Origin of the sequence: Nocardioides aestuarii (assembly GCF_039527245.1) — a bacterium.
Taxonomy (GTDB): domain Bacteria; phylum Actinomycetota; class Actinomycetes; order Propionibacteriales; family Nocardioidaceae; genus Nocardioides; species Nocardioides aestuarii.
The window spans coordinates 3,416,315-3,439,670 of record NZ_BAAAJT010000002.1 but is presented as its reverse complement, the minus strand read 5'-3'; the positions used below and the strand labels follow the sequence as shown (position 1 = coordinate 3,439,670).

Here is a 23,356-nt window from a genome sequence, read left to right as displayed (position 1 = left end):
CGTGGAGGACCGCCTCGCCAAGGGCCCCGCGTGGTGGCTGGTCGACGACGGCAGGGTCGTGGCATGGGGCGGCAGCGGCTTCGACAGCATGGAGGCGGCACGCGAGGCCGCCCGGGAGGTCCGACGATCGGCGTCGGGCCTGGACTACCGGACCCAGGAGCTGCTCGACCACCACTGGCGCTGGGTCGCGTGGAGCAGCCCACGGTGCCGCGTCGTCGTGGGCATGGGGTCGCACCTCACGCAGGAAGCCGCACGGCGGGCGGCCGAGACCACGAGGCACGGGCTGAGCGCTGCCGCGGGCCCCGACCCGGAGGAGCAGGGCCCGCCGGACGCTCAGTAGGTCGTGACGTGCACGTGGTCGTAGTGGTTGGCCGTGACGGACCCGCGGTCCTCCATCGGACGCCATCCCTCGGACGACCGGTCGACCGACCAGATCTTCTGGCTGTAGATCACGTAGTTGACGCCGAGCTCCTGGTAGTGGGCACGGACGAACTCGGCGACGTCCCAGCCGGTCGCACCGCTGACCATGATGTCGATGGCCAGGCCCTGGGAGTGCTCACCGTCACCCCGGTAGGTGCCGTAGCTGGTGATCTCGGGGAAGGCGGCGCACACGGCCTCGTGGACGCCGATCACGTTGGGCTGGCCGTCGACGGACGTGCCGTTGGTGCAGGCACCGCCGAGGCCGACGTCCTCGGGCTCCGGCTCGGGCTTCTCCTCGGCGAGGTAGCCCGCGGTGACCCAGAGGGAGTCGCCATCGACGACGACCTCGACGCGGTCGAGGGCCGTGCGGCCGGTCACGAGCACCTTCTTGCCGGACTTGAGCAGCCCGACCTTCTCGGAGGTCTTCTCCTCGGGCGTCGTCCAGAGGTTGAGCTCGGTGGTCGCCCACCGGTGGGTGTCCGCGCCGCGGACCGCCTTCTCGGTGGCCTCCGCGGTCAGCATGCGGTCGACCTTGCTCTCGCGGTCGATGCGGTTGCTCGACCGCGACACGACCGGGGCGCGGTCGGAGATGTCGACGGTGGTGCTGATCGAGCCGGCAGCCGAGGTCGGGCTGCTGGCCGCCTGGAGCGTCGGGCTCTCGGGTGCCGCGACGAGGACGCCGGTGCCGACGCTGGCGACGGTGGCCATCACGGCCAGTCCTCCGGCGACGTACCGGGCCCTGGGCAGGGTGAAACGGGTGGGGCGGGCATCGGTGTCCCGCTTGTGGCGATGGTGTGCCACAGCGCTGATCCTTTGCTGTTGCTGACGGGGGTACACCGCCACGGCTCGTGGCCCGAGAGACGGCGCGAAGTCCTGAGTCAAGCACAGCAGTCAAGCGCCGGACCAATCATCAGCCCGATTTCCCCAGGTGTGTCGCGTCACGTCGTCGTGACCGCGCCGTCACCGCAGCGTTATCCGCCCGTGACCTCCGCGGCGTCCTCACGGATCCCGGCGCCGGTCCCGTCGGTGTCGTCCAGCCATCCCTCGGGCAGCACCACGCGCTCCCGCGGCGACCCCTGCCGGCCTCGTGGCGCCCCCAGCTCCGAGACCGGGAACGGCTCGTCGGGGTCGAGTCGCGACAGCAGCTCGTCCAGGGCAGCCAGGCTGTCGACCAGTGCCAGCGAGCGGCGCATCTCGCCACCGGCGGCGAAACCCTTGAGGTACCAGGACACGTGCTTGCGGAACTCCTTGCAGCCCCGCTCCTCCCCCATGTGCCTCACCAGCAGCTCGGCGTGGCGGCGCATCATGTCGCGGACCTCGCCCAGCGTGGGCAGGACCTGGGTCTCGCGGCCGGCGAAGGCGTCGGCGAGGTCGCGGAAGAGCCACGGCCGGCCGAGGCAGCCGCGACCCACGACGACACCCGCGGCACCGGTCTCCTCGACCATCCGCAGCGCGTCGGCGGCCTCCCAGATGTCCCCGTTGCCGAGGACCGGGATGTCGACGTGCTCGACCAGGCTGCCGATGGCGTCCCAGTCGGCGCGGCCCGAGTAGGCCTGCGCGACCGTACGCCCGTGCAGGGCGATCGCCGCGACCCCCGACTCCTGGGCGATCCGGCCCGCGTCGAGGTAGGTGAGGTGGTCGTCGTCGAGGCCCTTGCGGGTCTTCATCGTGACCGGGACGTCGTAGGGGGCCGCCGCGTCGACGGCGTGCTCGAGGATCTCGGCGAGGAGCCGCCGCTTCCACGGCAGCGCGCCGCCGCCGCCCTTGCGGGTGACCTTGGGGACCGGGCAGCCGAAGTTGAGGTCGACGTGGGCCACACCGTGCTCGGCGCAGAGGATCTCGACCGCCTTGCCGACGTAGCGCGGATCGGTGCCGTAGAGCTGCACCGAGCGGACCTGCTCGCTCTCGTCGAAGGCGAGCATGCTGCGCGTCACCTCGTCGCCCTCCACCAGGCCGCGCGAGGTGATCATCTCGCAGACGTAGAGCCCCGCGCCCTGCTCGGCGCACAGCGTGCGGTAGGCCGCGTTGGTGATCCCCGCCATCGGCGCGAGCACCACCGGCGTGGGCACCGTCAGGGAGCCGAGCTGGAGGGCCGCCGCAACAGACATGCGCCCATTCTCCGACCCGGAGGCCGGAGCCGACCAATCGTCAGCCGTCGGACTTCTTCTTCTCGTCCTTCTTGTCGTCCGACTTCTTCTTGTCGTCCTTCTTCTTGCCGGCGTCGGCGGGGACGACCTCGCCCTCCCAGATGATCGGGTTGAACTCCTGCTCGGGCCGGAAGCTGACCGCCTCGAGCGCAGCCTTGTCCGGCGCGAGGTAGACCATGCAGGCCTTCATCGTGGCGCCGGGCTTGAACTTGTCGGGGAAGGCAGCCGACTGGCACGGCTTGAAGGAGCCGCTGAAGAGCGAGGACTCGATCAGGCGGTTCTGGTCGTCGACGCCGTAGAGCGGCACCGGGAGCGCGCCCTTCTTGGACCCGAGGTCGGTGTCACCGACGTTGGTGACCGTGGCCCGCACGAAGTAGGGAGCGGTCTGCTTGATCTTCTTGGTGAGCTCCCAGCCCACGAACTGCTTGAAGTCCGCCTGCTCCATCGAGGTCACCTTCACCTCGAGCGCGCCCACCTTCTTCTGGTCGGGCTGCCAGGCGACGGTGGCCGTGTCGCCCAGGCTCAGCACGGCACCCTGGGCGGTCAGCTCGACGCCCTCGGGGACGTCGAGGTAGGGCTCGGCGGGGGTCTCCGAGGCCGTCTCGCCGACCGGCGAGGTGCCCTCGTCGGGCGTCTCGCCGGTGTCGCCGCTGCACCCGGTGAGGGCGAGCGTCAGGACAGCGGGGAGGACGAGCAGGCGGGCGGGCAGGCGCATTCGGTCATTGTGCATGGTCACTGGTTCAGCACCCCACGAAACGCTGCGCGAACCAGGACGTGATCGAGTCGAGGCCGATCCGCTCCTGGGCCATCGTGTCGCGCTCGCGGACGGTCACCGCGTGGTCGTCGAGGGTGTCGAAATCGACCGTGACGCAGTAGGGCGTGCCGATCTCGTCCTGGCGCCGGTAGCGGCGGCCGATCGCACCGGAGTCGTCGAAGTCGACGTTCCAGCCGGCCGAGCGCAGCTCCATGGCGAGGTCGCGCGCCTTCGGCGAGAGGTCGGTGTTGCGCGAGAGCGGAAGCACGGCCACCTTGACCGGAGCGAGCCGCGGATCGAGGCGCAGCACGGTGCGCTTGTCGACGCCGCCCTTGGTGTTGGGCGCCTCGTCCTCGTGGAACGCGTCGACGAGGAAGGTCATCAGGCTCCGCGACAGGCCGGCCGCCGGCTCGATGACGTAAGGCGTGTAACGCTCGCCGGCCGCCTGGTCGAAGTAGGTCAGGTCCTGGCCGGAGTGCTTCGCGTGGGTCGTCAGGTCGAAGTCGGTGCGGTTGGCGATGCCCTCGAGCTCGCCCCACTCCGAGCCCGCGAACCGGAAGCGGTACTCGATGTCGACGGTGCGGGTGGAGTAGTGGCTCAGCTTCTCCTGCGGGTGCTCGTAGTGGCGCAGGTTGTCGGGGTCGATGCCGAGGTCGACGTACCACTTCGTGCGCTCGTCGATCCAGTACTGGTGCCACTCGGCGTCCTCGCCGGGCTTGACGAAGAACTCCATCTCCATCTGCTCGAACTCGCGGGTGCGGAAGATGAAGTTGCCCGGTGTGATCTCGTTGCGGAAGGACTTGCCGATCTGGGCGATGCCGAAGGGCGGCTTCGCGCGCGAGCTGGTCACGACGTTGGCGAAGTTGACGAAGATGCCCTGCGCGGTCTCCGGACGCAGGTAGTGGAGCCCGGACTCGTCCTCGATGACGCCGAGGTAGGTCTTGAGCAGGCCCGAGAACTGGCGCGGTTCGGTCCAGGCGCCACGGGTGCCGCAGTTGGAGCAGGCCAGGGTCGACAGGTCGACCGTGTCCGGGTCGTCGATGCCCTTCTTCTCGGCGTACTCCTCCTGGAGGTGGTCGGCACGGAACCGCTTGTGGCAGGACTGGCACTCGGTGAGCGGGTCGGTGAAGGTGTCGACGTGACCACTGGCCTCCCACACCTGCTTGGGCAGGATGATGGAGGAGTCGAGGCCCACCATGTCGTCGCGCATGGTCACCATCGAGCGCCACCACTGGCGCTTGATGTTCTCCTTCAGCTCCACGCCGAGCGGGCCGTAGTCCCAGGCCGAGCGGGTGCCGCCGTAGATCTCGCCGCACGGGTAGACGAAGCCCCGGCGCTTGCAGAGGGAGACGACGTGGTCGACGGTGGAGGGAGGCGGCTTGGCCACGGGGAAGTGCTCGCTTTCGGCAGGGCGCGGCCGCCTGGATTGACGACCTGGCCTCAGCCTAACGACCGGGCGGACGCGTCATTGAGGTCCCTCCCCGGCTCGGCCCACTCGTAGGCGCTCGGCTCGTCGACGGCCCGGTAGAGCACCGGTACGGCGTGCAGCTTCACGTCGTAGGAGGACAGCGCGCGACGGTAGGCGCCGGTGCTCTCCCAGGTGCTGGTGAGCACCCACAGCGTCGGCTCGTCGAGGTTGCGGCCGATGCGGCTCTCGAGGTGGCCCGGTCGGTCGGCCAGCGCCTGCCGGGCGCGCTCGAGGTCGACCCGGAAACCCTCGGCCTCGTCCTCCGGCACACGGAACCTGTTCACGACCAGCACCCGACCAGCATGGCAGGCGCCGGATTGACAATCATTCTCAACATGCTGAGAATCGTTCTCATGTTGTCGCCCGCCACCCGTGCTCGCCACCCTCGCCGTGCGCTCATCGCCCTGACCGCCGTCTCCGCCGCGGTCACTCTCGGCGGGTGCGGCGCGTTGCAGGACGGCGCCGGGGGCGACGGACGCGAGGTCGTCGCGTCCTTCTACCCCCTGGCCTGGGTGACCGAGCAGGTGGCGGGCGACGACTGGACCGTCACCAACCTCACGACCCCCGGCGGCGAGCCGCACGACCTCGAGCTCGGCATCGGCGCCACGGCCGACGTGGCCGACGCAGACCTCGTGGTCTACCTCGACGGCTTCCAGCCCGCCGTCGACGACGCGGTCGCCACCAACGCCGGGGGCGAGACGCTCGACGCCGCCGACGTCGTCGACCTGCAGCCCGTCACCGACCACGCCGGGGACGACCACGCCGAGGAGCACGACCACGGCGACCTGGACCCCCACTTCTGGCTCGACCCGCTGCGCATGGCCGACCTCGGTGACGCGGTCGCCGACGAGCTCGCCGCGCTCGATCCCGACGGGGCCCCGGACTACCGCGACCGGGCGTCACAGCTGCGGTCGCAGCTCGAGGACCTCGACGGCGACTACGAGTCCGGGCTCGCCTCCTGCGAGCTGGACACCGTCGTGGTCAGCCACGACGCGTTCGGCTACCTCGCGCGCTACGGACTGCACCTCGAGCCGATCAACGGGCTCTCCCCGGACGCCGAGCCCAACCCCGCCACCTTGGCGGAGCTGGCCGGAGTCATCGAGGATGAGGGCGTGACCACCGTCTTCTCCGAGCGCCTCGCGAGCCCGGCGCTCGCCGAGACCCTCGCGAGCGACCTCGACGTCGACACCGGCGTCCTCGACCCGATCGAGGGGCTGACCTCCGAGACCACCGACGAGGACTACCCCTCCCTCATGCGCGAGAACCTCGACGCCCTGCAGGAGGCGAACCGCTGTTGAGCGACCCGGTCCTGTCACTCCACGAGGTCCGGCTCTCCCTGGCCGGGCGCCCGGTCCTGCACGGCGTGGACCTCGACGTCTCCTCGGGCGAGTTCGTCGCGCTGCTGGGCGCCAACGGCTCGGGCAAGTCGACGCTCGTGCGGGCCGCGACCGGGCTCCGGCCGGTGTCGTCGGGCACGGTCGAGCTCTTCGGGACACCGCTGCCGGCCTTCCGTGACTGGTCGCGGGTGGGCTTCGTGCCCCAGCGCGTGGGCGCGGCGTCCGGCGTCCCCGCGTCGGTGAGGGAGATCGTCACGTCGGGTCGGCTCGGGCGGCGGCGCCTGCTGCGCCCGCTCGGCGCGAGCGACCGGCGCGCGGTCGCCGACGCCCTCGACGTCGTGGGCCTCACCGACCGGGCGACCGACAGCGTCGCGACCCTCTCCGGGGGCCAGCAACAGCGCGTGCTCATCGCCCGCGCCCTCGCCGGCGAGCCGGACCTGTTCTTCCTCGACGAACCGACCGCGGGCGTCGACCTCGCCCACCAGCACGCGCTCGCCGACTGCCTGGGCACGCTGAAGGAGCGCGGCGCCACGGTGGTGCTGGTCGCGCACGAGCTCGGGCCCATGGCGCCGCTCGTCGACCGGGCCGTCGTCATGCGTCACGGCGAGGTGGCCTACGACGGGCCGCCGCTCGACGAGGAGACGCTGCACGCCCACCACCACCCACGGCTCCACCGCCACGACCACACGCCCCACGTGGGGTCACCCCTCGACTCGCTGGAGGAGCGTCGGTGATCGACCTGCTCTCCCACCCCTTCATGCTGCGCGCGCTGCTGGCCGCGGCCGTGACCGGTCTCGCGGCCCCCACGATCGGGACCTACCTGGTGCAGCGCCGGTTGGCGCTCCTCGGCGACGGGCTGGGGCACGTCGCCGTCTTCGGCGTCGCCGTCGGTCTCTTCACCGGCACCTCGCCGACCTGGGTCGCGGTGCTGGTGGCGATCCTCGGTGCGGTCGCGATCGAGGTCATCCGCGAGCGCGGCCACACCAACGGCGACGTCGCGCTGGCCCTGCTGTTCTACGGCGGCCTCGCCGCGGGCGTGCTGGTGACCGGGCTGGCCGGCCAGAACGCCTCGACGCTCCAGAGCTTCCTGTTCGGCTCGGTCACGACGGTCTCCTACGCCGACGTGATGACCACGCTCGCGCTCGCCGTCGTGGTGGTCCTGCTCTGCGTGGGCCTGTCACCGCAGCTCTTCGCCGTCGCCCAGGACCCCGAGTTCGCCCGGGTCGCCGGAGTGCGCGTGCGGCTCTACCACCTGCTGATCGCGGTCCTCGCCGCGGTCACGGTGACCGTCGCGATGCGCACCGTCGGCCTGCTCCTCGTCTCCGCCCTCATGGTCGTGCCGGTGGCGACCTCGCAACAGCTCACCCGGTCCTTCCGCGGCACCCTCGGCCTGGCCATGGGCCTCGGCCTGGTCGCGGCCGTCGGCGGACTGCTGCTGGCGGCCTTCCTCTCGCTCGACTTCGACCTCGACGTCGCACCCGGACCCGCGATCGTGCTGCTCTCGCTCACCGGCTTCGCCCTGGCCTGGCCGGTCGGCGCGTGGCTCCGTTCCCGCGAGGTGGCCCGTGCCTGACCACTCCCCCGGCCAGCCGCTCCGGCTGACCCGGCAGCGCCAGGCCGTGGCCGACGCGCTCGAGGACGACGACCAGTTCCGCAGCGCCCGCGAGATCCATGCGGTGCTGCGCGAGCGTGGCAACGCCATCGGGCTCGCCACGGTCTACCGCACCCTGCAGCTCCTGGCCGACCACGACGAGGTCGACGTCATCCGGTCCGCGGACGGCGAGGCCGGCTACCGCCGCTGCTCGGACACCCATCACCACCACCTGGTCTGCCGCACCTGCGGCGCCACGGTGGAGGTGGAGGGACCGGCGGTCGAGCGCTGGACCCGCGCGATGGCCGAGGAGCACGGCTACGACGAGGTCAGCCACACCCTGGAGATCTTCGGCGTCTGCGCCCGCTGCCGCTGACCCGCGGCCCGGTCAGCCCCGGCCGTCGACAGGGACGCGGACGCGGAACGTGCTTCCCCGGCCGACCTCGCTGTCCACCTCGATCCTGCCGCCGTGGCTCTCCACGATCGACTTCGTGATCGAGAGCCCGAGCCCGACTCCCTGGATGCTCTGCTCCTCCGCGTGGCGCGAGCGCCAGAAGCGGGTGAAGAGGCGGTCCCGGTCGGCGGCATCGATGCCGATGCCGGTGTCGGCCACGACGAGCTCGACCCGGGACCCGTCGACCTGCAGCCGCACGTCGACCCGGCCGTTGGGCGGGGTGTACTTGATCGCGTTGGACACCAGGTTGTCGACGACCTGTCGGATCCGGTCCTGGTCGACCATCACGACCAGGCGCTCGGGCCCGGTGTAGGACAGGTCGATGTGGGTCGCCGTCGCGGCCGGCGCCGCAGCGGCGACCGCCTCCCCCACGATGAGGGCGAGGTCGGACCGCACCCGGTCGACCTGGATCGGCCCCATGTCGATCTGAGCGCTGTGCAGCAGGTCGACCACGAGCCGCTGCAACCGCTCGGCGTTGCGGATGACGACCGCGAGCTGGCGCACGGCGTCGGCCGGCAGGTCGTCCCGGTCGAGCAGCAGGTCGGAGTAGCCGCGGATCGACGTCAGGGGCGTGCGCAGCTCGTGGGACACCGACGAGATGAAGTCGTCCTTGACCCTCAGTGCGCGCATGAAGTCGGTGACGTCGTTGTAGGCCAACGCCGCGCCGGCGAAGCTCCCCCGGTCGTCGCGTACGGCGCGGGCCGAGACCGACAGGGCCCGGGACGTGAGCGGATCCTCACCGACCCAGATCCGGCAGTCGTCGAACTCCTCGCCCTCCAGCGCCCGGACCGTCGGCATCTGGGCCCGCGTGAGCATGCTGACCCCGTCGGGACCGAACACGTGGCCGAGCTGGCCGGCGCGTCCGGCGTGTCCGTCGGGGTAGGCCAAACGCATGAAGTCGCGGTGGCGACGGTTGACGGCCTGGTAGGCGCCCTCACGGTCCAGCAGCACCAGCCCGACGTCGACCGAGTCGAGGATGGCGTCACTGACGCGGCGCTGGTGCTCGATGACCTCGAGGGCCGCGCTCAGCTCGGCGCTGTGGTGCTCGGTCTCCTCCTGCTGGACCCGGACCTGCTCGAAATTGGACGCGATGGCGAGCGACGCCCACGCGGCCACCAGTGGCACCAAGGTGGCGGCGGCCAGGTTGGTGGGGGTCAGGCCCACCTCGGACAGGCTGGGGAGGCCCACCAGGACGAGGCCGGCGACCAGGGTCACCGCAGCGCCCGTGCGACCGAGGAGCCGACCCAGCCAGAAGGCGGGCAGCACGATGAAGACCGAGCTGCTGGCCGTGGGGTCGTCGACCGTCAGGAGCCCGACAGCCGCGATGTCGAGGAGCGGGAGGAGCGCGGACGCCCACACCGGGAGCCGGTCCCACGGGAGCAGCGCCGCCAAGGCGCTGGCCAGCAGGGTGACCACGACCGCCAGCCCGATCGAGGAGGTCGTGCTGAGCACGAACGATTCCCCGCCCACGGTCCGCAGCACGATCCCCATGGCGAGGAGCAGCGCGAAGACGCCCTGCAGGGCGTGCGGCTGGGGGTCCGCGGCGAGGAGCAGCCCGCCACCGACGCGCGACGCATCACGACGCGTGTGGTCAGTCACCACGCTTCCTCTTCTTTCCGGACTGTCCCCCCGGACAGGCACAGCCTGACAGACCACGAGGCGCGCCGGGAGGCTTTCGGGCGTTCGGGTCGCTCGCGTCCGGCGCGGTCTGACATCCTGCCGGGCGTGAAGCGCAGCGTGCGGTCCCCTGCCCCCCACCCCTCCGGTGCGCGGCCGCCGGCGGTGCCGAAGGAGCTCGTCCCCCGCCACGTCGCGGTGGTGATGGACGGCAACGGCCGGTGGGCCAAGGAGCGGGGACTACCCCGTACCGCCGGTCACGAGCAGGGCGAGCACTCGCTCTTCGACGTCGTCGAGGGCGCGATCGAGATCGGGGTGAAGGCCGTCTCGGCCTACGCCTTCTCCACGGAGAACTGGTCGCGATCGCCCGACGAGGTGAAGTTCCTCATGGGGTTCAACCGCGACGTGATCCGGCGGCGACGCGACGAGATGCACGAGCTCGGCGTACGGGTCCGGTGGGCCGGGCGCGAGCCGCGGCTCTGGAAGTCGGTCGTCAGGGAGCTCCGCGTCGCCGAGGAGCTGACGCGTGACAACGACGTGCTCACGTTGACGATGTGCGTCAACTACGGTGGCCGTGCGGAGCTCGCCGACACCGCCCGGTCGATCGCCCGCGAGGTGGCGGCCGGTCGGCTCAACCCGGAGAAGGTGGACGAGAAGACCTTCGCGCGCCACCTCTACGTCCCGGAGCTGGCCGACGCCGACCTGGTCTGGCGCACGTCCGGTGAGCAGCGGCTGTCCAACTTCATGCTGTGGCAGGCCGCCTACTCCGAGTTCGTCTACTCCGACGTGCTCTGGCCCGACGTCGACCGCACCCACTTGTGGCAGGCGATCGAGACCTACGCGCGGCGCGACCGCCGGTACGGCGGTGCATGAATCGCCGGGTACCCGGTGATACCTGCAGCCGACCCGCTCAGCTGCGCTCGAGGTACTCCAGCGAGCGGAGTCCGCGCTCGAGGTGCCAGGCGACGTAGGCCGCGACCAGGCCGCTGGCCTCGCGACGGTGGCGGGGATCGGTGGCGTGGACGACGGGCCACTCACCACTGAGCAGGGCACCGAGGAGCCGGAGCGTCTCGGCCGCGGGCGAGGCGGACCCGGGCAGCCGGCAGTCGGCGCAGAGGGCTCCACCCGCCGCCGGGTTGAACCACCGGTGGGGACCCTCGTCACCACAGCGGGCGCAGTGGTCGAACGACGGGGCGTAGCCGGAGACCGCCAGTGAGCGCAGGAGGTAGGAGTCGAGCACCTGCCCCGGCCCGTGCTCGCCGCCGGTCATCGCTCGCAACCCACCGACGAGCAGCAGGAACTGCTGCACGGAGGGCTGCCTCTCCTCGGTGACCAGACGGTCGGCCGTCTCGAGCATGACGCTGCCCGCGGTGTAGCGCTCGTAGTCGTGGCCCAGGCCCGAGGCGAACGGGGTCACCGTCTCCGCCTGGGTGACGACGTCGAGGCTGCGACCCTCGGCGAGCTGGAGGTCGACGTGGGTGAACGGCTCGAGCCGCGACCCCCAGCGCGACGAGGTCTTCCGGACGCCCTTGGCCACCGCGCGCACCCGCCCGTGCTGACGGGTCAGCAGGGTGATGATCCGGTCGGCCTCCCCCAGCTTGTGGGTGCGGAGCACGACCGCCTCGTCGCGGTAGAGCACCCCGCCATTCTGCCGTGCTCAGCCCACGGTGCGTCGCTGGCCGGCGCGTGTCCCCCAGCACTCGAGGGCGAAGTCGGCCGCTTCCCGGTCGAGGCGCTCGGGACGGGCGCGCCACTCGAGGATGCTCGTGGCCTGGACGAACCGGGCGTCGGGCAGCTCGTCGGCGAGCATGGCCGCGTCGGCCGCCGGGTGGATCGGGTCGGCGGGGTGACCCACGACGAGCGCGGGCGCGGTGATCGCCCGCCGCTGCCGGGCCGAGGGCGCCACACGCCCGAAGAAGATGCCGTGCACGGTCGCGGCCATCGCGCCCGGCCGCTGGTCGCACGTGTCGAGCGCGATCCCGGCCCAGAAGGGCACCAGTCCCCGGGGGACGGGTCTGGTGGCCCAGCGCAGGGCGTGGACGGTCACGGGCAGGAAGCGCGCGGCGAAGAGCAGGGGGGCGAAGGCGAGGATGCCCGCCTCCACCGCGTTGTCGAGCACCGGCATCTCCACGAGCAGCCCACGGACCCGTTCCGGGGCGATCGCGGCGACCTCGAGCGAGACGTTCGCGCCGAGCGACGTCCCGCCCACGACCGCCTGGTCGGCGCCGAGGTGGTCGAGCAGCGCGACGACCTGCTCCCCGAAGGCCGTCATGGAGTAGACCAGTGGGTCCTCGGGCCGGTCCGAGCGCCCGTGGCCGAGGAGGTCGAGGGTGACGACGTGCAGCCCCTCGGCCGCCAGCGCCCGGGCGAGCGGCTGGTGCATCCGTCGCGGCATGAGCTGGCCGTGGACGAGTACCACCCAGGCGTCGCCCGCGCCGTACTCGGTGTACTCGAGGCGGTCGCGCCCGGCCTCGCCCTCGAGGAAGAACTGACCGATGCGCTCGGAGACCAGCATCCGTGCAGCATAGGCGGGGAGGTGACCTGTGACGTCAAGGCGGGAAACCACCACGTCCACAGGTTTCATCCACCACACTGGTCCCATGACCGTGGGAGGGCGTCTCCGCACGCCCGTCGCGCTCGCGGTCGGGCTGGCAGCGGTCTACCTGCTCGGCACCGGCGCCGTCTGGTTCACCCCCACGCACGGGTCCGTGGCCTACTGGTGGCCGGCCGCGGGTGTCTCGGTCGCGCTGGTCGCACTGGTACCCCGCGCGTGGTGGCCGACCGCGGCCGCCGGCATCGCCGCTGTCTCGATGCTGGCCAACGTCTCCGGGGGCCGTGCGTGGGAGGTCGCCGCCGCCTTCGGCGTCGCCAACGCCGTCGAGGCGGTCGTGGCCGGCCTGATGCTCAAGGACGAGCGGGGCCGGCTGATCCAGCTCGACGACATGCGCCACTTCGTGCGTCTCGTCGCCGCCGCCGTCGCCGGCGCCGCGTCCATCGGTGTCCTGGCAGCCCTCACCGTCGTCGTGGCCGACGGCGGCTCATTCGCCGAGACCCTGCGCAACGTGTTCACCTCCCACGCCGCGGCGACGCTGGCGATCGTGCCGGTCGCCATGACCTGGCGGTTGCGGACGGCGGTCGGCGCCCGGTGGGAGTACGTCGTCCAGATCTCCCTGCTCACCGCGGTCACCCTGACCGCCTTCGTCCCCGAGCACAGCCTCCCGGTGGCTGCGATCGGCATGCCGTTCCTGGTCTGGGCCGCCCTCCGGCTCGACCCGCGGACCGTGGCGCTGGAGCTGCTCGCCAACGCGGTCGTCACGATCGTGCTGACCGCCGCGGGGCGCGGGCCCTACGGCGACGCGGGTCCCGACGGCCCCTTCCCCCTGCAGGTCGGCGCGAGCCTCGTCCTCGGCTACATCCTCACCGTGGCCCTCGTGGCCCTCCCGCTCACGCTCGCCGTCACCCAACGGGCGCGCGTCCTCGAGGAGCTGACCGGCAGCGAGCGGCTCTTCCGGCGCAACTTCACCGAGTCGCTCACCGGCATGCTGCTGCTCGCCCAGCGCGGCAACCGCCTCGAGATCATCGACGCCAACAACACGGCCCGCGAGCTGCTCGACGAGCCCGGCCACAGCGTGGTGGGCCGCTACTTCGACCGCGTCCTCAAGGCTCCGGGCGAGCTGCGGGGCGTCACCCAGACCATGCTCGAGGGGGAGCTCGACGGCTGGCGCGGGCGGGTGCAGCTGGCGCACCGGCCCGGCAGCCAGGTCGAGATCTCGATCTCCCAGATCTCCACCCAGCCCGAGGTCACCTTCGCGGCCCAGCTGCTCGACGTCAGCGCCCTCCACCAGTCGATGGCGCGTGCGCAGGACGCGGAGCAGCTGGCGACGACCCTGCTCGACACCGCCCGCTGCATCATGATGCTGACCGACCTCGACGGCACCGTCCTCCGGGTCAACCAGGCCACCACGGTGCTGACGGGCTTCTCCGAGGAGCAGATCCTCGGCCACCCGTTCTGGGCGACCGTCGTCGTCGAGCACCGGGCCGACGCCGTCAAGGAGATGTTCGCCGAGCGCAGCGCCCTCGCGCCCCACCGCGAGACCGACGTGCGCACGATCGGGGGCGAGCAACTGCGGGTGGTGTGGAGCACGGAGGTGATCCGGGACGACGACGGGCGGGCGCGCTTCGGCGTCCTCACCGGGGTCGACGTCACCGCAGAGCGCGCCAGCGCCGGCCTGACCGCCAACCTCTTCCAGGCGGGCATCTCGACGGCGATCATCGGCCTCGACAGCCAGGGCCGCATCAAGCTGGTCAACCCCGGGGCGGCCTCGCTGCTGGGTGCGACCACCGAGGACCTGCGTGGTCGGCCGTTCACCGAGCTGCTCGACCCGACCGAGCTCGCCGAGCGCGGCAACGGGGAGTCGGGGTGGCGCGCGCTAACGGCGTCGCTGGACGGCTCGGGCGAGTCGCTGGCCCGGGACTGGACCTGGCTCTCGCGGCAGGGACGACGGCGCACGGTCGAGATGACGCTGAGCGGTGGTGGCAGCCAGTTCGGGCCCCAGGCGGGCTTCCTCGTGCTGGCACGCGACGTCACCGAGCAGCGCCACGGGCAGATGATGCTGATGGCGGCCCTGGAGAAGGAGCGGATGGCGGCCGACCGGCTGCGCCAGCTCGACGCGGCCAAGAACGAGTTCGTCTCCACCGTGTCCCACGAGCTGCGCACCCCCGTCACCAGCATCGTCGGCTACACCGAGATGCTCGCCGACGGCAGCCCGGTCCCGCCCCACGACCAGCAGATGCCGTTGCTCGACACGATCGCCCGCAACGGCGCTCGCCTGATCACGCTCTGCAACGACCTGCTCGCGCTGGCAGGGCTCGACACCGGCGGGACCGTGTGGGACCGCTCCGTGGTCGACCTCTGCGACATCACCCGCCACACCGAGGACTCGATGCGGCCGCTGCTCCGCGACCGTGACCTCACCCTCGACGTCGAGCTCTCCCGGACGCCGGTGAGGGTCCTCGGTGACGCCGTCCAGCTCGAGCGGGTGGTCCTCAACCTGCTGAGCAACGCCGTGAAGTTCACCCCCGACGGCGGGCGGGTCTCGGTCCGCGTCTGGGCCGACGGGGACGAGGCACGGCTGGTCGTCGTCGACACCGGGATCGGCATCCCCGAGGCGGAGCAGGACTCCCTGTTCCAGAAGTTCTTCCGGGCCTCCTCGGCGCAGGCGATGGCGATCCAGGGCACCGGGCTCGGACTCTCGATCGTCGCCGGGATCGTCGCCGCCCACGGCGGCCGGATCGGAGTCGAGTCCGCCCCCGGCCGCGGGTCGACGTTCTCGGTCAGGTTCCCCCTTCACCAGGACTGACCGCCCTACGATCCCGGCATGAGGCTCCTGGCGCTCACCGGACTCGTGGTCCTGCTCACCACCAGCGGCTGCTCCGGCCCGGAGCCGGCTCCCACACCGTCGCCCGAGCCCTCCCCCAGCGCGACCGCCGAGATCGTGGCCATCACCCCCTCGGCGAAGATCGACGTCGGTGCCGGGCCGGTCGGCGTCGCCGCCGGCAACGGCGCGGTCTGGGTGGTCTCGGCGCAGGACGAGAGCGTGTCACGCATCCCCTCGGGCGCCCGTCGCCCCGACCTGGTCGTCGACGCGCCGGGCGTGCCGCTCCGCGTCACGGTGGCGTACGACGCCGTGTGGGTCACCGCCTTCGAGGCGGGCCGGCTGCTCCGACTCGACCCGGGCACCGGCCGCACGGTGGCCCGGGTGGCCACCGGCGCCGGACCCGAGGGCGTCACGGCCGGCCTCGGCTCGGTCTGGGTGGTCGCCCAGGACGCCGGTCGGCTGCTGCGGATCGACCCTGCGGCCGACCGGGTGGTCGACCGGGTCGACATCGGCGCCGGCGCCCGGCTGGTGACGACCGGGCTCGGCGCGGTGTGGGTCTCCCACTTCGTCGACGACGAGGTGCTGCGGGTCGACCCACGCTCCGGTGACGTCGCCCGGTCGGGCCCCGTGTGCCACGGACCGCAAGGACTCCTCGTGGCGGACGGGCTGGTGTGGGTCGCGTGCACGTTCTCCGACCAGGTCGTCGGTCTCGACCCCGACACGCTCGAGGTCGTCGAGGACGTCGCGGTCCCCGGTTATCCCGACACCGTCGTCGCCGGACCCGGCGGCACCCTGCTCGTCGTCGCCGAGCAGGGGCCGACGCTGGCCGTCGTCGACCCGGCGACGGGAGCGGTCGCGGAGCAGGTGCTCGACGACCTGGCCCCCCTGGGCGACCGCGCCAACCTCGACGCGGCCGTGCTCGACGGACGGGTCTGGGTGACCTCCCACTCCACCGACCGCGTCCACCGGCTGTCGGTGCGGTGACCCCTAGCCGCGGGTCCGGTTGACCGCGCTGATGACGGCCTTGAGGCTCGCGGTGACGATGTTGGCGTCGATTCCCACACCCCACATCACCACGGAATCACCGTCGGCGTCGGTCAGCGAGCACTCGACGTAGGCCGCTGCCACCGCGTCGCCACCGGAGGACAGGGCGTGCTCGGCGTAGTCGAGCACCCGGACGTCGTAGTCCTGCGGCAGGCCGTTGATCGCGTCGACGAAGGCAGCGATCGGCCCGTTGCCGGCGCCCTCGAGCGTCCGCAGCTCGCCGTCGACGTAGACGTTGACGCTGAGGGCGTCGCGCTCCCCCGCCGCGCTGGAGGTGTGGACGGAGTTGAGCTGCAGCGGCGCCTCCCGGGTGAGGTACTCGGAGGAGAAGACGTCCCAGATCGTGTCGGCACTCATCTCGCCGCCGTCGGCGTCGGTGCGCTCCTGGACCACCCGGCTGAACTCGATCTGGGCGCGGCGGGGCAGGTCGAGCTTGTGCTCGGCCTTGAGGATGTAGGCCACGCCGCCCTTGCCGGACTGGCTGTTGACCCGGATGACCGCCTCGTAGGTCCGGCCCACGTCCTTGGGGTCGATCGGGAGGTAGGGCGCCTCCCAGTCGACCTGCTCGACCGGGACGCCCTGGTCCCTCGCCTGCCGCTCGAGGTCCTCGAGCCCCTTCTTGATGGCGTCCTGGTGGGAGCCGGAGAACGCGGTGTAGACGAGGTCACCGGCGTAGGGGTGGCGCGGGTGGACCGGCAGCTGGGTGCAGTACTCGACCGTGCGACGGATCTCGTCGATGTCGGAGAAGTCGATCTGCGGGTCGACCCCCTGGCTGAACAGGTTCATGCCGAGCGTGACCAGGCAGACGTTGCCGGTGCGCTCGCCGTGGCCGAACAGGCAGCCCTCGACGCGGTCCGCGCCCGCCATCATCGCCAGCTCGGTGGCGGCGACAGCGGTGCCGCGGTCGTTGTGGGGGTGGAGGCTGATCGTCGTGTGCTCACGCCGGGTGAGCTGGCGCGAGAACCACTCGATCTGGTCGGCGTAGACGTTGGGCGTCGACATCTCGACGGTGGCCGGCAGGTTGAGGATGATCTCGCGGCCGTCCTCGGGCTGCCAGACGTCGGAGACCGCCTCGCACACCTCGACGCTGAACGGCAGCTCGGTCCCGGTGAAGATCTCCGGGCTGTACTCGTAGCCGATCACGGTCGTGCCGAGGATGTTCTCGGTGTGCTTCATGACCAGCTCGGTGCCGCGGACCGCGATGTCCTTGACCTCGTCGTTGCTGGCCCGGAAGACCACGCGGCGGAAGAGCGGGGCGAGCGCGTTGTAGAGGTGGATGTTGGCGTGGTGGACACCGACCAGGCTGTGCACGGACCGCTCGATGAGGTCCTCGCGGGCCTGGGTCAGCACCGAGATGGTGACGTCCTCGGGGATCCGGTCCTGCTCGATGAGCTGGCGCACGAAGTCGAAGTCGGTCTGGCTGGCGCTGGGGAAGCCGACCTCGATCTCCTTGTAGCCCATCCGGACCAGCAGGTCGAACATCTTCATCTTGCGGGCCGGCGTCATCGGGTCGATGAGGGCCTGGTTGCCGTCACGCAGGTCGGTGGAGAGCCAGCGCGGGGCCTGCGTGATGGTCTGCGACGGCCAGGTGCGGTCGGGCAGGTCGACGGGCTCGAACGCGTGGTAGCGCTGGACCGGCATGCCGGAGGGCTGCTGGGTGTTGATCATGGGTGCCTTCGCTCGGTTGCGGTGTCTGCGCCGGCAACGCGAACTCTCCGCAACGAGGGGGCCGGCTGGATCAGCCCTCGGTGCGGCAGCGAAGCAGGAGGCTGCGGCTCGTCATGATGCCCCCAGCATAGCCACGGGCCGGCACGGCGGGTGGCGGCCGGCTCACATGACGGGCGGCCGGCGCGCGACGTACGCCGCGGGCGGCTGTCCGACCAGGCGTCGGAAGTCGCGGGTGAAGTGGGCCTGGTCGTACCACCCGTGCTAGGCCGCGAGGTCGGCCAGCGAGCCGTCGTAGCCGGCGTCGAGCGCCGCGACCGCGTCGTGCATGCGATAGCGGGCGAGCACCCACTTCGGGGTCGCGCCGACGTAGCGCGCGAAGAGCCGCTGGAGCCGACGGGTGCCGAGTCCGTGGCGCTCCTCGACCTCGGCGACGGACAGCAGGCTGCGGTCGGCCAGCATGTCGCCGACGACGCGGAGGACGAGGTCGTACGCCGCGTCCGGCTGCTCGGGGACGACCTGCGCCAGCGCGACGCCCAGGACCGCGCGGCACTCGTCGTCGGGGACGTCGGGTCCCAGCTCGGCGAGCGTGGCGACCACACCCGCGGGCAGCACCTCGCGGGCGGGCAGCGTGCGGTCGCGCCACCGCACCGCATGACCGCCCGTGAGGGCCGCCAGCCCGCCGGGTCGGAACTTGGCGGCGAACACCCACCCGTGACCGGTCAGGTCGACGTCGAACCGCCGGGTGACCACACCGGTGACCACCACGGGGTCGCCACCCACCCCGGCGCGCGTCGCTCCCCGCTCGACACTGACGGTGCAGGCCGGGTGGGGCAGCGTCTGGCTCGGGTGGTGGGTGCCGTGGGGCAGGTCCCACCGCAACGACCACAGGTTCTCCACGTAGCCGGCGAGCGCCCCCTCGGCGGCGTACCGCTCGAGCCTGGTGAGCCGGGCCAGCTGCTCGGGACGCAGCACCCCGGAGTCGGTGGACGTCGCGTTCGTCCAAGTCACCGTCGGCCGCCGGACACCAGGATGGCAGGACCACCACGACGAGAGGACCTGACATGACCGACCCGATCGCCCGCCTGGCGATGGTGACCCTCGACTGCCGTGACGCGGAGGCCTCGGCGCGCTTCTGGTCCGAGGTCCTGGGATGGGAGCTGGTGGCGGCCGGCGACGGCTACGCGATGCTCTCGGGCCCCGACCACGCGCTGGGCTTCGGCAGCCTCCCCGACCACGAGCCCCCCTCCTGGCCCGACGAGCACGGTCGCAAGCAGTTCCACTTCGACCTGGCCGTCGACGACCTGGCGGAGGCCGAGGAACGCTGCGCGGCCCTCGGCGCCAGCGCGGTCGCCCCCCAGCCGGGCGAGACGTGGCGGGTGATGGTGGACCCGGGCGGCCATCCGTTCTGCCTCACGAAGGCCGAGAACTGGGGCTGACCGACCGGGTCCCACGCCGGCACTCAGGCCGACAGGCACTCCTGCAGGGCGCCCATGAGGCTCTGGGTGCCGGCTTCCTGGTCGTCCATGAACACGGCCACGAGGAACTCGTTGAGGACCTCGTCGCTGAGGTTCTCGTCGATGCAGGCCGCGGCTTCCTCCGGCACCGAGTCACCGAGCTGGTCGGTGAAGATCTTCTTGATGTCCGCGCAGTCCTGCATGACACCGGCCGCGGCCTCGGCGTCGGACTGCGACATCTTGACCGAGTCGATGCCGTCGCTCTGCTCGAGGTCCTTGGTGATGATCTTGTACTCGATGAGCTGGTCGGTACCGATCTCGTCGACCATCCCCTCGCCCAGGCAGTCCGCCTGCTCCTGGGTGACCTGGAACGTGTCGTCGTTGCCCTCCATGACGCCGGCGGCGACTGCGTCGGCGGCAGCCTGGTCGTCATTGCCGCACGACGTGAGCGCGAGGGCGAGGACGGCGGCGACGCCGATGGTCCGGATCTTCATGGCAGAACCTCTCGTTGTGATGCTGACCCCCGCACCCTAGCCCGGCCCCGCAGGGCGGCTGCCCGCCCCTGTCAGCGGCGCCCCTCGTGGCCGGAGCGACCGCCGCGGGCGGTAGCATCGCGGCCGCACCACGGGCGACGAGAGGCGAGGAGGACGCGTGCGCAGGCTGGTCGTCCCCACGGCTCTGCTGCTGGCCTCGACCGCTGCCTTGTCGGGGTGCGGCGAGGAGCCGCAGGGGTCCGACACCGACCCCTCGCAGGTCGACTCCGTCACGGCCCCGGAGCTCGGTGCCTGCCGGGTGCTGGGTCCCGCGGACGTCACCCAGCCGAGCAACGCCACCCGCACGGTCGACTGCGCGGACCCCCACACCGCGCAGACCTTCGAGGTCGGCGAGTTCCCGGACGACCTCGCTCGCGCCGAGGTGGGCGACCCGGCGCTCGGTGAGCACGCCTACCGCGAGTGCACGCTCAGCTTCGGCGAGTTCATCGGTGGCGACGAGAGCCTGGTCATGCGCAGCGTCGTCAGCTGGGCCTGGTTCCGCCCGTCAGAGAAGGCGTGGAACGAGGGAGCGCGCTGGTTCCGCTGCGACATCGTCGGAGGCAGCGACCGCAGTGCCGAGTTCGTCGACCTCCCCGAGGACGCCGCCGAGATGCTCGACGGCCGGGTGAAGGACCACTGGCTGGTCTGCGCCGAGGGGCCCACGGTCGCGTCCAACCGGGTGCCGTGCACCGAGCCCCACGCCTGGCGAGCGGTCAGCACCATCAAGGTCGGCGAGCCGGAGGACGACTACCCGGGGGACCGGCTGGTCGAGGTCAGGACCCGCGACTTCTGCGACCAGTCGGTGGGGGCGCTCCTCGACTACCCCGTCTCCTACGACTTCGCCTACACGTGGTTCCACGAGGCGGAGTGGGAGGTCGGCAACCGACGCTCGGTCTGCTGGGCCAAGACGGAGCGATGAGGAGGACGGCGGTCCTGCTGCTGACGGCGGTGCTGGCCGCCGGGTGCAGCACGACGCGGACCCCCGCCCCACCGGCACCGTCGACCTCCTCCGCCGCGCCGACCGAGGCACCCACGCGCGCTGCCCCACCTCCCGCCGCACCGCGCGACGGCACCTGTCACGACCTCACCTACACGGAGGCCGTGGCTCCGACCGCGCGCTCCTCCGACGTCGCGTGCGGCGACGAGCACACGTCCCAGACCTTCCACGTGGGCACCCTCGACCGGGTCGTCGGCGGCCGGCTGCTCGCCGTCGACGCACGGCGACTGCAGGACGAGGCGGCCGCGGAGTGCCCGGACCGCCTGGCCGAGCTCCTGGGTGGCACGGAGGAGCAACGCCGCCTCAGCATGCTCCGGTCGGTGTGGTTCACGCCGACGGTCGGACAGTCCGACCGGGGCGCCGACTGGCTGCGCTGCGACGCCGTGGCCGTGGCCGGCCCCGAGACGCTGCTGCCACTGGCCGGCCCGCTGGGCGGCGTGCTCGACACGGAGGCGGGGCGCGAGCGCTACGGCATGTGCGGCACCGCCGAGCCCGGGACCGGCGGGTTCGAGCGGGTGGCCTGCGCGACCCGGCACAGCTGGCGGGCGTTGCGCACCGTCGGGCTGCCTGACGGCGACTACCCGGGCCAGGAGGTCGCCCAGGCAGCCGGGGAGACGCCGTGCACCGACGCCGGCCGGGCGGCTGCCGACGACCCGCTCGACTTCCAGTGGGGCTACGAGTGGCCGACGGCGGAGCAGTGGGCAGCCGGGCAGACCTACGGGATCTGCTGGGCGCCGGACGCCTAGAAGCCCAGCTTGCGGAGCTGGCGCGGGTCGCGCTGCCAGTCCTTGGCGACCTTGACGTGCAGGTCGAGGTAGACCGGGACGCCGAGCAGCGCCTGGATCTGCTCGCGCGCCGTACGCCCGACCTCGCGCAGCCGGGAGCCGCGGTGACCGATGACGATGCCCTTCTGGGAGTCGCGCTCGACGTAGAGGTTGGCGTGGATGTCGAGGAGCGGCTTGTCGGCCGGCCGGTCCGCGCGCATCCGCATCTCCTCGACGACGACGGCGATCGAGTGGGGCAGCTCGTCGCGCACGCCGTCGAGGGCCGCCTCGCGGATCAGCTCGGCAGCGAGGTGCTCCTCCGGCTCGTCGGAGAGCTCGTCGTCGGGGTAGAGCTGGGGGCCCTCCGGGAGCATGCCGACCAACAGGTCGGCGAGCAGGTCGACCTGGTCGTCCTTCACGGCCGAGACCGGGACGATCTCGCGCCACTCGGTGCCGGTCTCGCGCCCGAGCTCGACGATGTCGAGCAGGTGCTCGGCGATCCGCTCGGGCGAGGCGAGGTCCGTCTTGGTCACGATCGCGACCTTCGGCGTACGCCGCGCCTTGGCGAGCTCGGTGACCAGGAACCGATCGCCGGGGCCGATCTTCTCGTTGGCCGGGAAGCAGACGCCGACCACGTCGACCTCGTTCCACGTCGTGTGGACCAGGTCGTTGAGCCGCTCGCCGAGCAGGGTGCGCGGCCGGTGGAGGCCGGGGGTGTCGACGAGGATCAGCTGGGCGTCGGGACGGGTGACGATGCCCCGGACGACGGTGCGGGTGGTCTGGGGCTTGTCGGAGGTGATGACGACCTTCTGGCCGACGACCGCGTTGGTGAGCGTCGACTTGCCCGCGTTCGGCCGTCCGACGAAGCAGGCGAACCCGCTGCGGTAGGTCTGCTCGTCACTCATCACGTGCCCTGTCGTAGTCGGCCCAGATCTCGTCGTCGGTCTTGCCCGCTGCCTTGCCTGCCCGCCAGATCGGGCCGGGGTCGACCGCCCGGGGCTGGCGCTGCTTGACACCGCGCCAGTAGCCCATCACGTCGTAGGCCGAGGCGGGCAGCCGGCGCTCGCGCATCAGGTGCTTGCGGATCGCCCGCATCTGGGCGGACTCCCCCGCCATCCAGAAATAGCCGTCGCCCGCGGGCCAGTCGATGCCCTCGACGACCTCGGCGAGGGCGCTGGCCCCGGCGGCCGGCGGCGTCAGCCAGGTCACCTCGGGCCCCTCGGGGAGATAGCCGGCCAGGTCGTCGGGGACCTCCGCCCAGATCCGGGTGGGGACTTCCGCCTGCTCGGCGATGCGTGCCATCGCGGGCATCGCCGTGAGGTCGCCGACGAGCATCAGCCAGGCGGCCTCGGCCGGCGGGTCGAAGGATCCCCTCGGCTCCGTGATCGTCACCGCGTCGCCGACGCAGTCGCGCTTGGCCCACTCGGTCACCAGCCCCACCTCGTGGACGACCACGTCGAGCACCATCTCGCCGGGCGCGTGGCGCCGTACGGTGTAGTAGCGGGACTGGAACTGTCCCGGCACCACCAGCCCGACCCACTCGTCGGCGATCCCGGTGGACGCGAACGCCTCGAGGCCGGTGAGCGTCAGCCGGACCAGGTGCGGCGACACCTGCTCGCGGTCGGCGACGACGGCGTCGTAGGTGCGGGCTCGGGCAGTCACCGACCGAGGCTATCGCCGCTCGCCGCCCCGCTCCCAACTGCGGCGGCGTCGACATGTAACGCCGGGTT

General features: G+C 71.9%; 24 protein-coding genes. 11 read left to right on the top strand and 13 right to left on the bottom strand.

Annotated features, from left to right (window positions below):
- Nucleotide 1: 1 nt before the first annotated feature.
- A complete protein-coding gene (locus ABD091_RS17260; protein WP_343920737.1) occupies nt 2-340 on the top strand; it encodes a hypothetical protein in 339 nt (112 codons plus the stop codon).
- On the opposite strand, the gene ABD091_RS17255 is transcribed toward ABD091_RS17260, so the two are convergent.
- From ABD091_RS17255 to ABD091_RS17235, 5 genes are all read right to left on the bottom strand, one after another.
- Nucleotides 334-1,128 (bottom strand): VldE C-terminal domain-containing protein, encoded by a 795-nt coding sequence (locus tag ABD091_RS17255; RefSeq protein ID WP_343920735.1) that lies wholly within the window; start codon nt 1,126-1,128, stop codon nt 334-336. The genes ABD091_RS17260 and ABD091_RS17255 overlap by 7 nt on opposite strands.
- A 263-nt stretch (nt 1,129-1,391) precedes the next feature.
- The gene (gene dusB, locus ABD091_RS17250) at nt 1,392-2,528 is read right to left on the bottom strand and encodes a tRNA dihydrouridine synthase DusB (protein ID WP_343920733.1); all 1,137 of its coding nucleotides are present in this window, start codon (nt 2,526-2,528) and stop codon (nt 1,392-1,394) included.
- Between the two features lie 40 nt (nt 2,529-2,568).
- Nucleotides 2,569-3,282 (bottom strand): hypothetical protein, encoded by a 714-nt coding sequence (locus tag ABD091_RS17245; RefSeq protein WP_343920731.1) that lies wholly within the window; start codon nt 3,280-3,282, stop codon nt 2,569-2,571.
- Between the two features lie 25 nt (nt 3,283-3,307).
- On the bottom strand, nt 3,308-4,708 hold the full coding sequence (locus ABD091_RS17240) for a glycine--tRNA ligase (RefSeq protein ID WP_343920729.1): 1,401 nt from the start codon (nt 4,706-4,708) through the stop codon (nt 3,308-3,310).
- A 53-nt stretch (nt 4,709-4,761) separates the two neighbouring features.
- Nucleotides 4,762-5,073: an antibiotic biosynthesis monooxygenase family protein gene (locus ABD091_RS17235; RefSeq protein WP_343920727.1), complete on the bottom strand. Its 312-nt coding sequence runs from the start codon at nt 5,071-5,073 to the stop codon at nt 4,762-4,764.
- Between the two features lie 69 nt (nt 5,074-5,142).
- Here ABD091_RS17235 and ABD091_RS17230 point away from each other — a divergent pair, with 69 nt between their 5' ends.
- From ABD091_RS17230 to ABD091_RS17215, 4 genes are read left to right on the top strand one after another with little or no spacing between them, the layout of a single operon-like run.
- Nucleotides 5,143-6,087, top strand: coding sequence for a metal ABC transporter substrate-binding protein (locus tag ABD091_RS17230; protein ID WP_343920725.1), 945 nt, complete (start codon nt 5,143-5,145; stop codon nt 6,085-6,087).
- Nucleotides 6,084-6,860 (top strand): metal ABC transporter ATP-binding protein, encoded by a 777-nt coding sequence (locus ABD091_RS17225; protein ID WP_343920723.1) that lies wholly within the window; start codon nt 6,084-6,086, stop codon nt 6,858-6,860. Before ABD091_RS17230 ends, ABD091_RS17225 begins: the two co-directional genes overlap by 4 nt.
- Complete coding sequence (locus ABD091_RS17220; RefSeq protein WP_343920721.1) at nt 6,857-7,699, top strand: metal ABC transporter permease; 843 nt, start codon at nt 6,857-6,859, stop codon at nt 7,697-7,699. Before ABD091_RS17225 ends, ABD091_RS17220 begins: the two co-directional genes overlap by 4 nt.
- Nucleotides 7,692-8,093 (top strand): Fur family transcriptional regulator, encoded by a 402-nt coding sequence (locus tag ABD091_RS17215; RefSeq protein ID WP_343920719.1) that lies wholly within the window; start codon nt 7,692-7,694, stop codon nt 8,091-8,093. Before ABD091_RS17220 ends, ABD091_RS17215 begins: the two co-directional genes overlap by 8 nt.
- 12 nt (nt 8,094-8,105) lie before the next feature.
- Here ABD091_RS17215 and ABD091_RS17210 read toward each other — a convergent pair whose 3' ends face one another.
- On the bottom strand, nt 8,106-9,770 hold the full coding sequence (locus tag ABD091_RS17210) for a sensor histidine kinase (protein WP_343920717.1): 1,665 nt from the start codon (nt 9,768-9,770) through the stop codon (nt 8,106-8,108).
- Between the two features lie 126 nt (nt 9,771-9,896).
- Between ABD091_RS17210 and ABD091_RS17205 the strand changes: the two genes are divergently transcribed.
- Nucleotides 9,897-10,661: an isoprenyl transferase gene (locus ABD091_RS17205; RefSeq protein WP_343920715.1), complete on the top strand. Its 765-nt coding sequence runs from the start codon at nt 9,897-9,899 to the stop codon at nt 10,659-10,661.
- Nucleotides 10,662-10,698: 37 nt separating this feature from the next.
- On the opposite strand, the gene recO is transcribed toward ABD091_RS17205, so the two are convergent.
- Both recO and ABD091_RS17195 read right to left on the bottom strand, forming a co-directional pair.
- On the bottom strand, nt 10,699-11,427 hold the full coding sequence (recO, locus tag ABD091_RS17200) for a DNA repair protein RecO (RefSeq protein WP_343920713.1): 729 nt from the start codon (nt 11,425-11,427) through the stop codon (nt 10,699-10,701).
- An 18-nt stretch (nt 11,428-11,445) separates the two neighbouring features.
- Nucleotides 11,446-12,303 carry an alpha/beta fold hydrolase gene (locus ABD091_RS17195; protein WP_343920711.1) on the bottom strand — a complete coding sequence of 286 codons (858 nt, stop codon included), beginning with the start codon at nt 12,301-12,303 and terminating at the stop codon, nt 11,446-11,448.
- A gap of 85 nt (nt 12,304-12,388) precedes the next feature.
- Between ABD091_RS17195 and ABD091_RS17190 the strand changes: the two genes are divergently transcribed.
- Both ABD091_RS17190 and ABD091_RS17185 read left to right on the top strand, forming a co-directional pair.
- A complete protein-coding gene (locus ABD091_RS17190; protein WP_343920709.1) occupies nt 12,389-15,148 on the top strand; it encodes an ATP-binding protein in 2,760 nt (919 codons plus the stop codon).
- 18 nt (nt 15,149-15,166) lie between these two features.
- Nucleotides 15,167-16,150: a Vgb family protein gene (locus ABD091_RS17185; RefSeq protein ID WP_343920707.1), complete on the top strand. Its 984-nt coding sequence runs from the start codon at nt 15,167-15,169 to the stop codon at nt 16,148-16,150.
- Nucleotides 16,151-16,153: 3 nt separating this feature from the next.
- On the opposite strand, the gene leuA is transcribed toward ABD091_RS17185, so the two are convergent.
- Nucleotides 16,154-17,878 carry a 2-isopropylmalate synthase gene (leuA, locus tag ABD091_RS17180; protein WP_343920705.1) on the bottom strand — a complete coding sequence of 575 codons (1,725 nt, stop codon included), beginning with the start codon at nt 17,876-17,878 and terminating at the stop codon, nt 16,154-16,156.
- Nucleotides 17,879-18,139: 261 nt separating this feature from the next.
- The gene (locus ABD091_RS17175) at nt 18,140-18,886 is read right to left on the bottom strand and encodes a DUF6597 domain-containing transcriptional factor (protein ID WP_343920703.1); all 747 of its coding nucleotides are present in this window, start codon (nt 18,884-18,886) and stop codon (nt 18,140-18,142) included.
- A 53-nt stretch (nt 18,887-18,939) separates the two neighbouring features.
- Between ABD091_RS17175 and ABD091_RS17170 the strand changes: the two genes are divergently transcribed.
- Nucleotides 18,940-19,314 carry a VOC family protein gene (locus tag ABD091_RS17170; RefSeq protein ID WP_343920701.1) on the top strand — a complete coding sequence of 125 codons (375 nt, stop codon included), beginning with the start codon at nt 18,940-18,942 and terminating at the stop codon, nt 19,312-19,314.
- Between the two features lie 23 nt (nt 19,315-19,337).
- Here the strand turns inward: ABD091_RS17170 and ABD091_RS17165 are convergent, their stop codons facing one another.
- Entirely contained in the window at nt 19,338-19,826 is a 489-nt protein-coding gene (locus tag ABD091_RS17165) for a hypothetical protein (RefSeq protein WP_343920699.1), read from the bottom strand.
- Nucleotides 19,827-19,983: 157 nt separating this feature from the next.
- Here ABD091_RS17165 and ABD091_RS17160 point away from each other — a divergent pair, with 157 nt between their 5' ends.
- Together ABD091_RS17160 and ABD091_RS17155 are read left to right on the top strand one after the other, a co-directional pair.
- Nucleotides 19,984-20,784, top strand: a complete 801-nt coding sequence (locus tag ABD091_RS17160; protein WP_343920697.1) for a septum formation family protein — start codon at nt 19,984-19,986, stop codon at nt 20,782-20,784.
- Complete coding sequence (locus tag ABD091_RS17155; protein ID WP_343920695.1) at nt 20,781-21,608, top strand: septum formation family protein; 828 nt, start codon at nt 20,781-20,783, stop codon at nt 21,606-21,608. Before ABD091_RS17160 ends, ABD091_RS17155 begins: the two co-directional genes overlap by 4 nt.
- On the opposite strand, the gene era is transcribed toward ABD091_RS17155, so the two are convergent.
- Both era and ABD091_RS17145 read right to left on the bottom strand, forming a co-directional pair.
- Nucleotides 21,605-22,531 (bottom strand): GTPase Era, encoded by a 927-nt coding sequence (gene era / locus ABD091_RS17150; RefSeq protein ID WP_343920693.1) that lies wholly within the window; start codon nt 22,529-22,531, stop codon nt 21,605-21,607. The genes ABD091_RS17155 and era overlap by 4 nt on opposite strands.
- The gene (locus tag ABD091_RS17145) at nt 22,524-23,288 is read right to left on the bottom strand and encodes a siderophore-interacting protein (protein WP_343920691.1); all 765 of its coding nucleotides are present in this window, start codon (nt 23,286-23,288) and stop codon (nt 22,524-22,526) included. The genes era and ABD091_RS17145 overlap by 8 nt, the downstream gene beginning before the upstream one ends.
- Nucleotides 23,289-23,356 lie beyond the last annotated feature (68 nt).

Bases quoted from the DNA above. Each gene is read 5' to 3' on its own strand.
- ABD091_RS17255 (WP_343920735.1), bottom strand. From the start codon at position 1,128: ATGGCCACCGTCGCCAGCGTCGGCACCGGCGTCCTCGTCGCGGCACCC.
- ABD091_RS17245 (WP_343920731.1), bottom strand. From the start codon at position 3,282: ATGCGCCTGCCCGCCCGCCTGCTCGTCCTCCCCGCTGTCCTGACGCTC.
- ABD091_RS17195 (WP_343920711.1), bottom strand. From the start codon at position 12,303: ATGCTGGTCTCCGAGCGCATCGGTCAGTTCTTCCTCGAGGGCGAGGCC.
- ABD091_RS17155 (WP_343920695.1), top strand. From the start codon at position 20,781: ATGAGGAGGACGGCGGTCCTGCTGCTGACGGCGGTGCTGGCCGCCGGG.
- ABD091_RS17230 (WP_343920725.1), top strand. From the start codon at position 5,143: ATGTTGTCGCCCGCCACCCGTGCTCGCCACCCTCGCCGTGCGCTCATC.
- ABD091_RS17190 (WP_343920709.1), top strand. From the start codon at position 12,389: ATGACCGTGGGAGGGCGTCTCCGCACGCCCGTCGCGCTCGCGGTCGGG.
- ABD091_RS17185 (WP_343920707.1), top strand. From the start codon at position 15,167: ATGAGGCTCCTGGCGCTCACCGGACTCGTGGTCCTGCTCACCACCAGC.
- leuA (WP_343920705.1), bottom strand. From the start codon at position 17,878: ATGATCAACACCCAGCAGCCCTCCGGCATGCCGGTCCAGCGCTACCAC.
- dusB (WP_343920733.1), bottom strand. From the start codon at position 2,528: ATGTCTGTTGCGGCGGCCCTCCAGCTCGGCTCCCTGACGGTGCCCACG.
- era (WP_343920693.1), bottom strand. From the start codon at position 22,531: ATGAGTGACGAGCAGACCTACCGCAGCGGGTTCGCCTGCTTCGTCGGA.
- ABD091_RS17170 (WP_343920701.1), top strand. From the start codon at position 18,940: ATGACCGACCCGATCGCCCGCCTGGCGATGGTGACCCTCGACTGCCGT.
- ABD091_RS17165 (WP_343920699.1), bottom strand. From the start codon at position 19,826: ATGAAGATCCGGACCATCGGCGTCGCCGCCGTCCTCGCCCTCGCGCTC.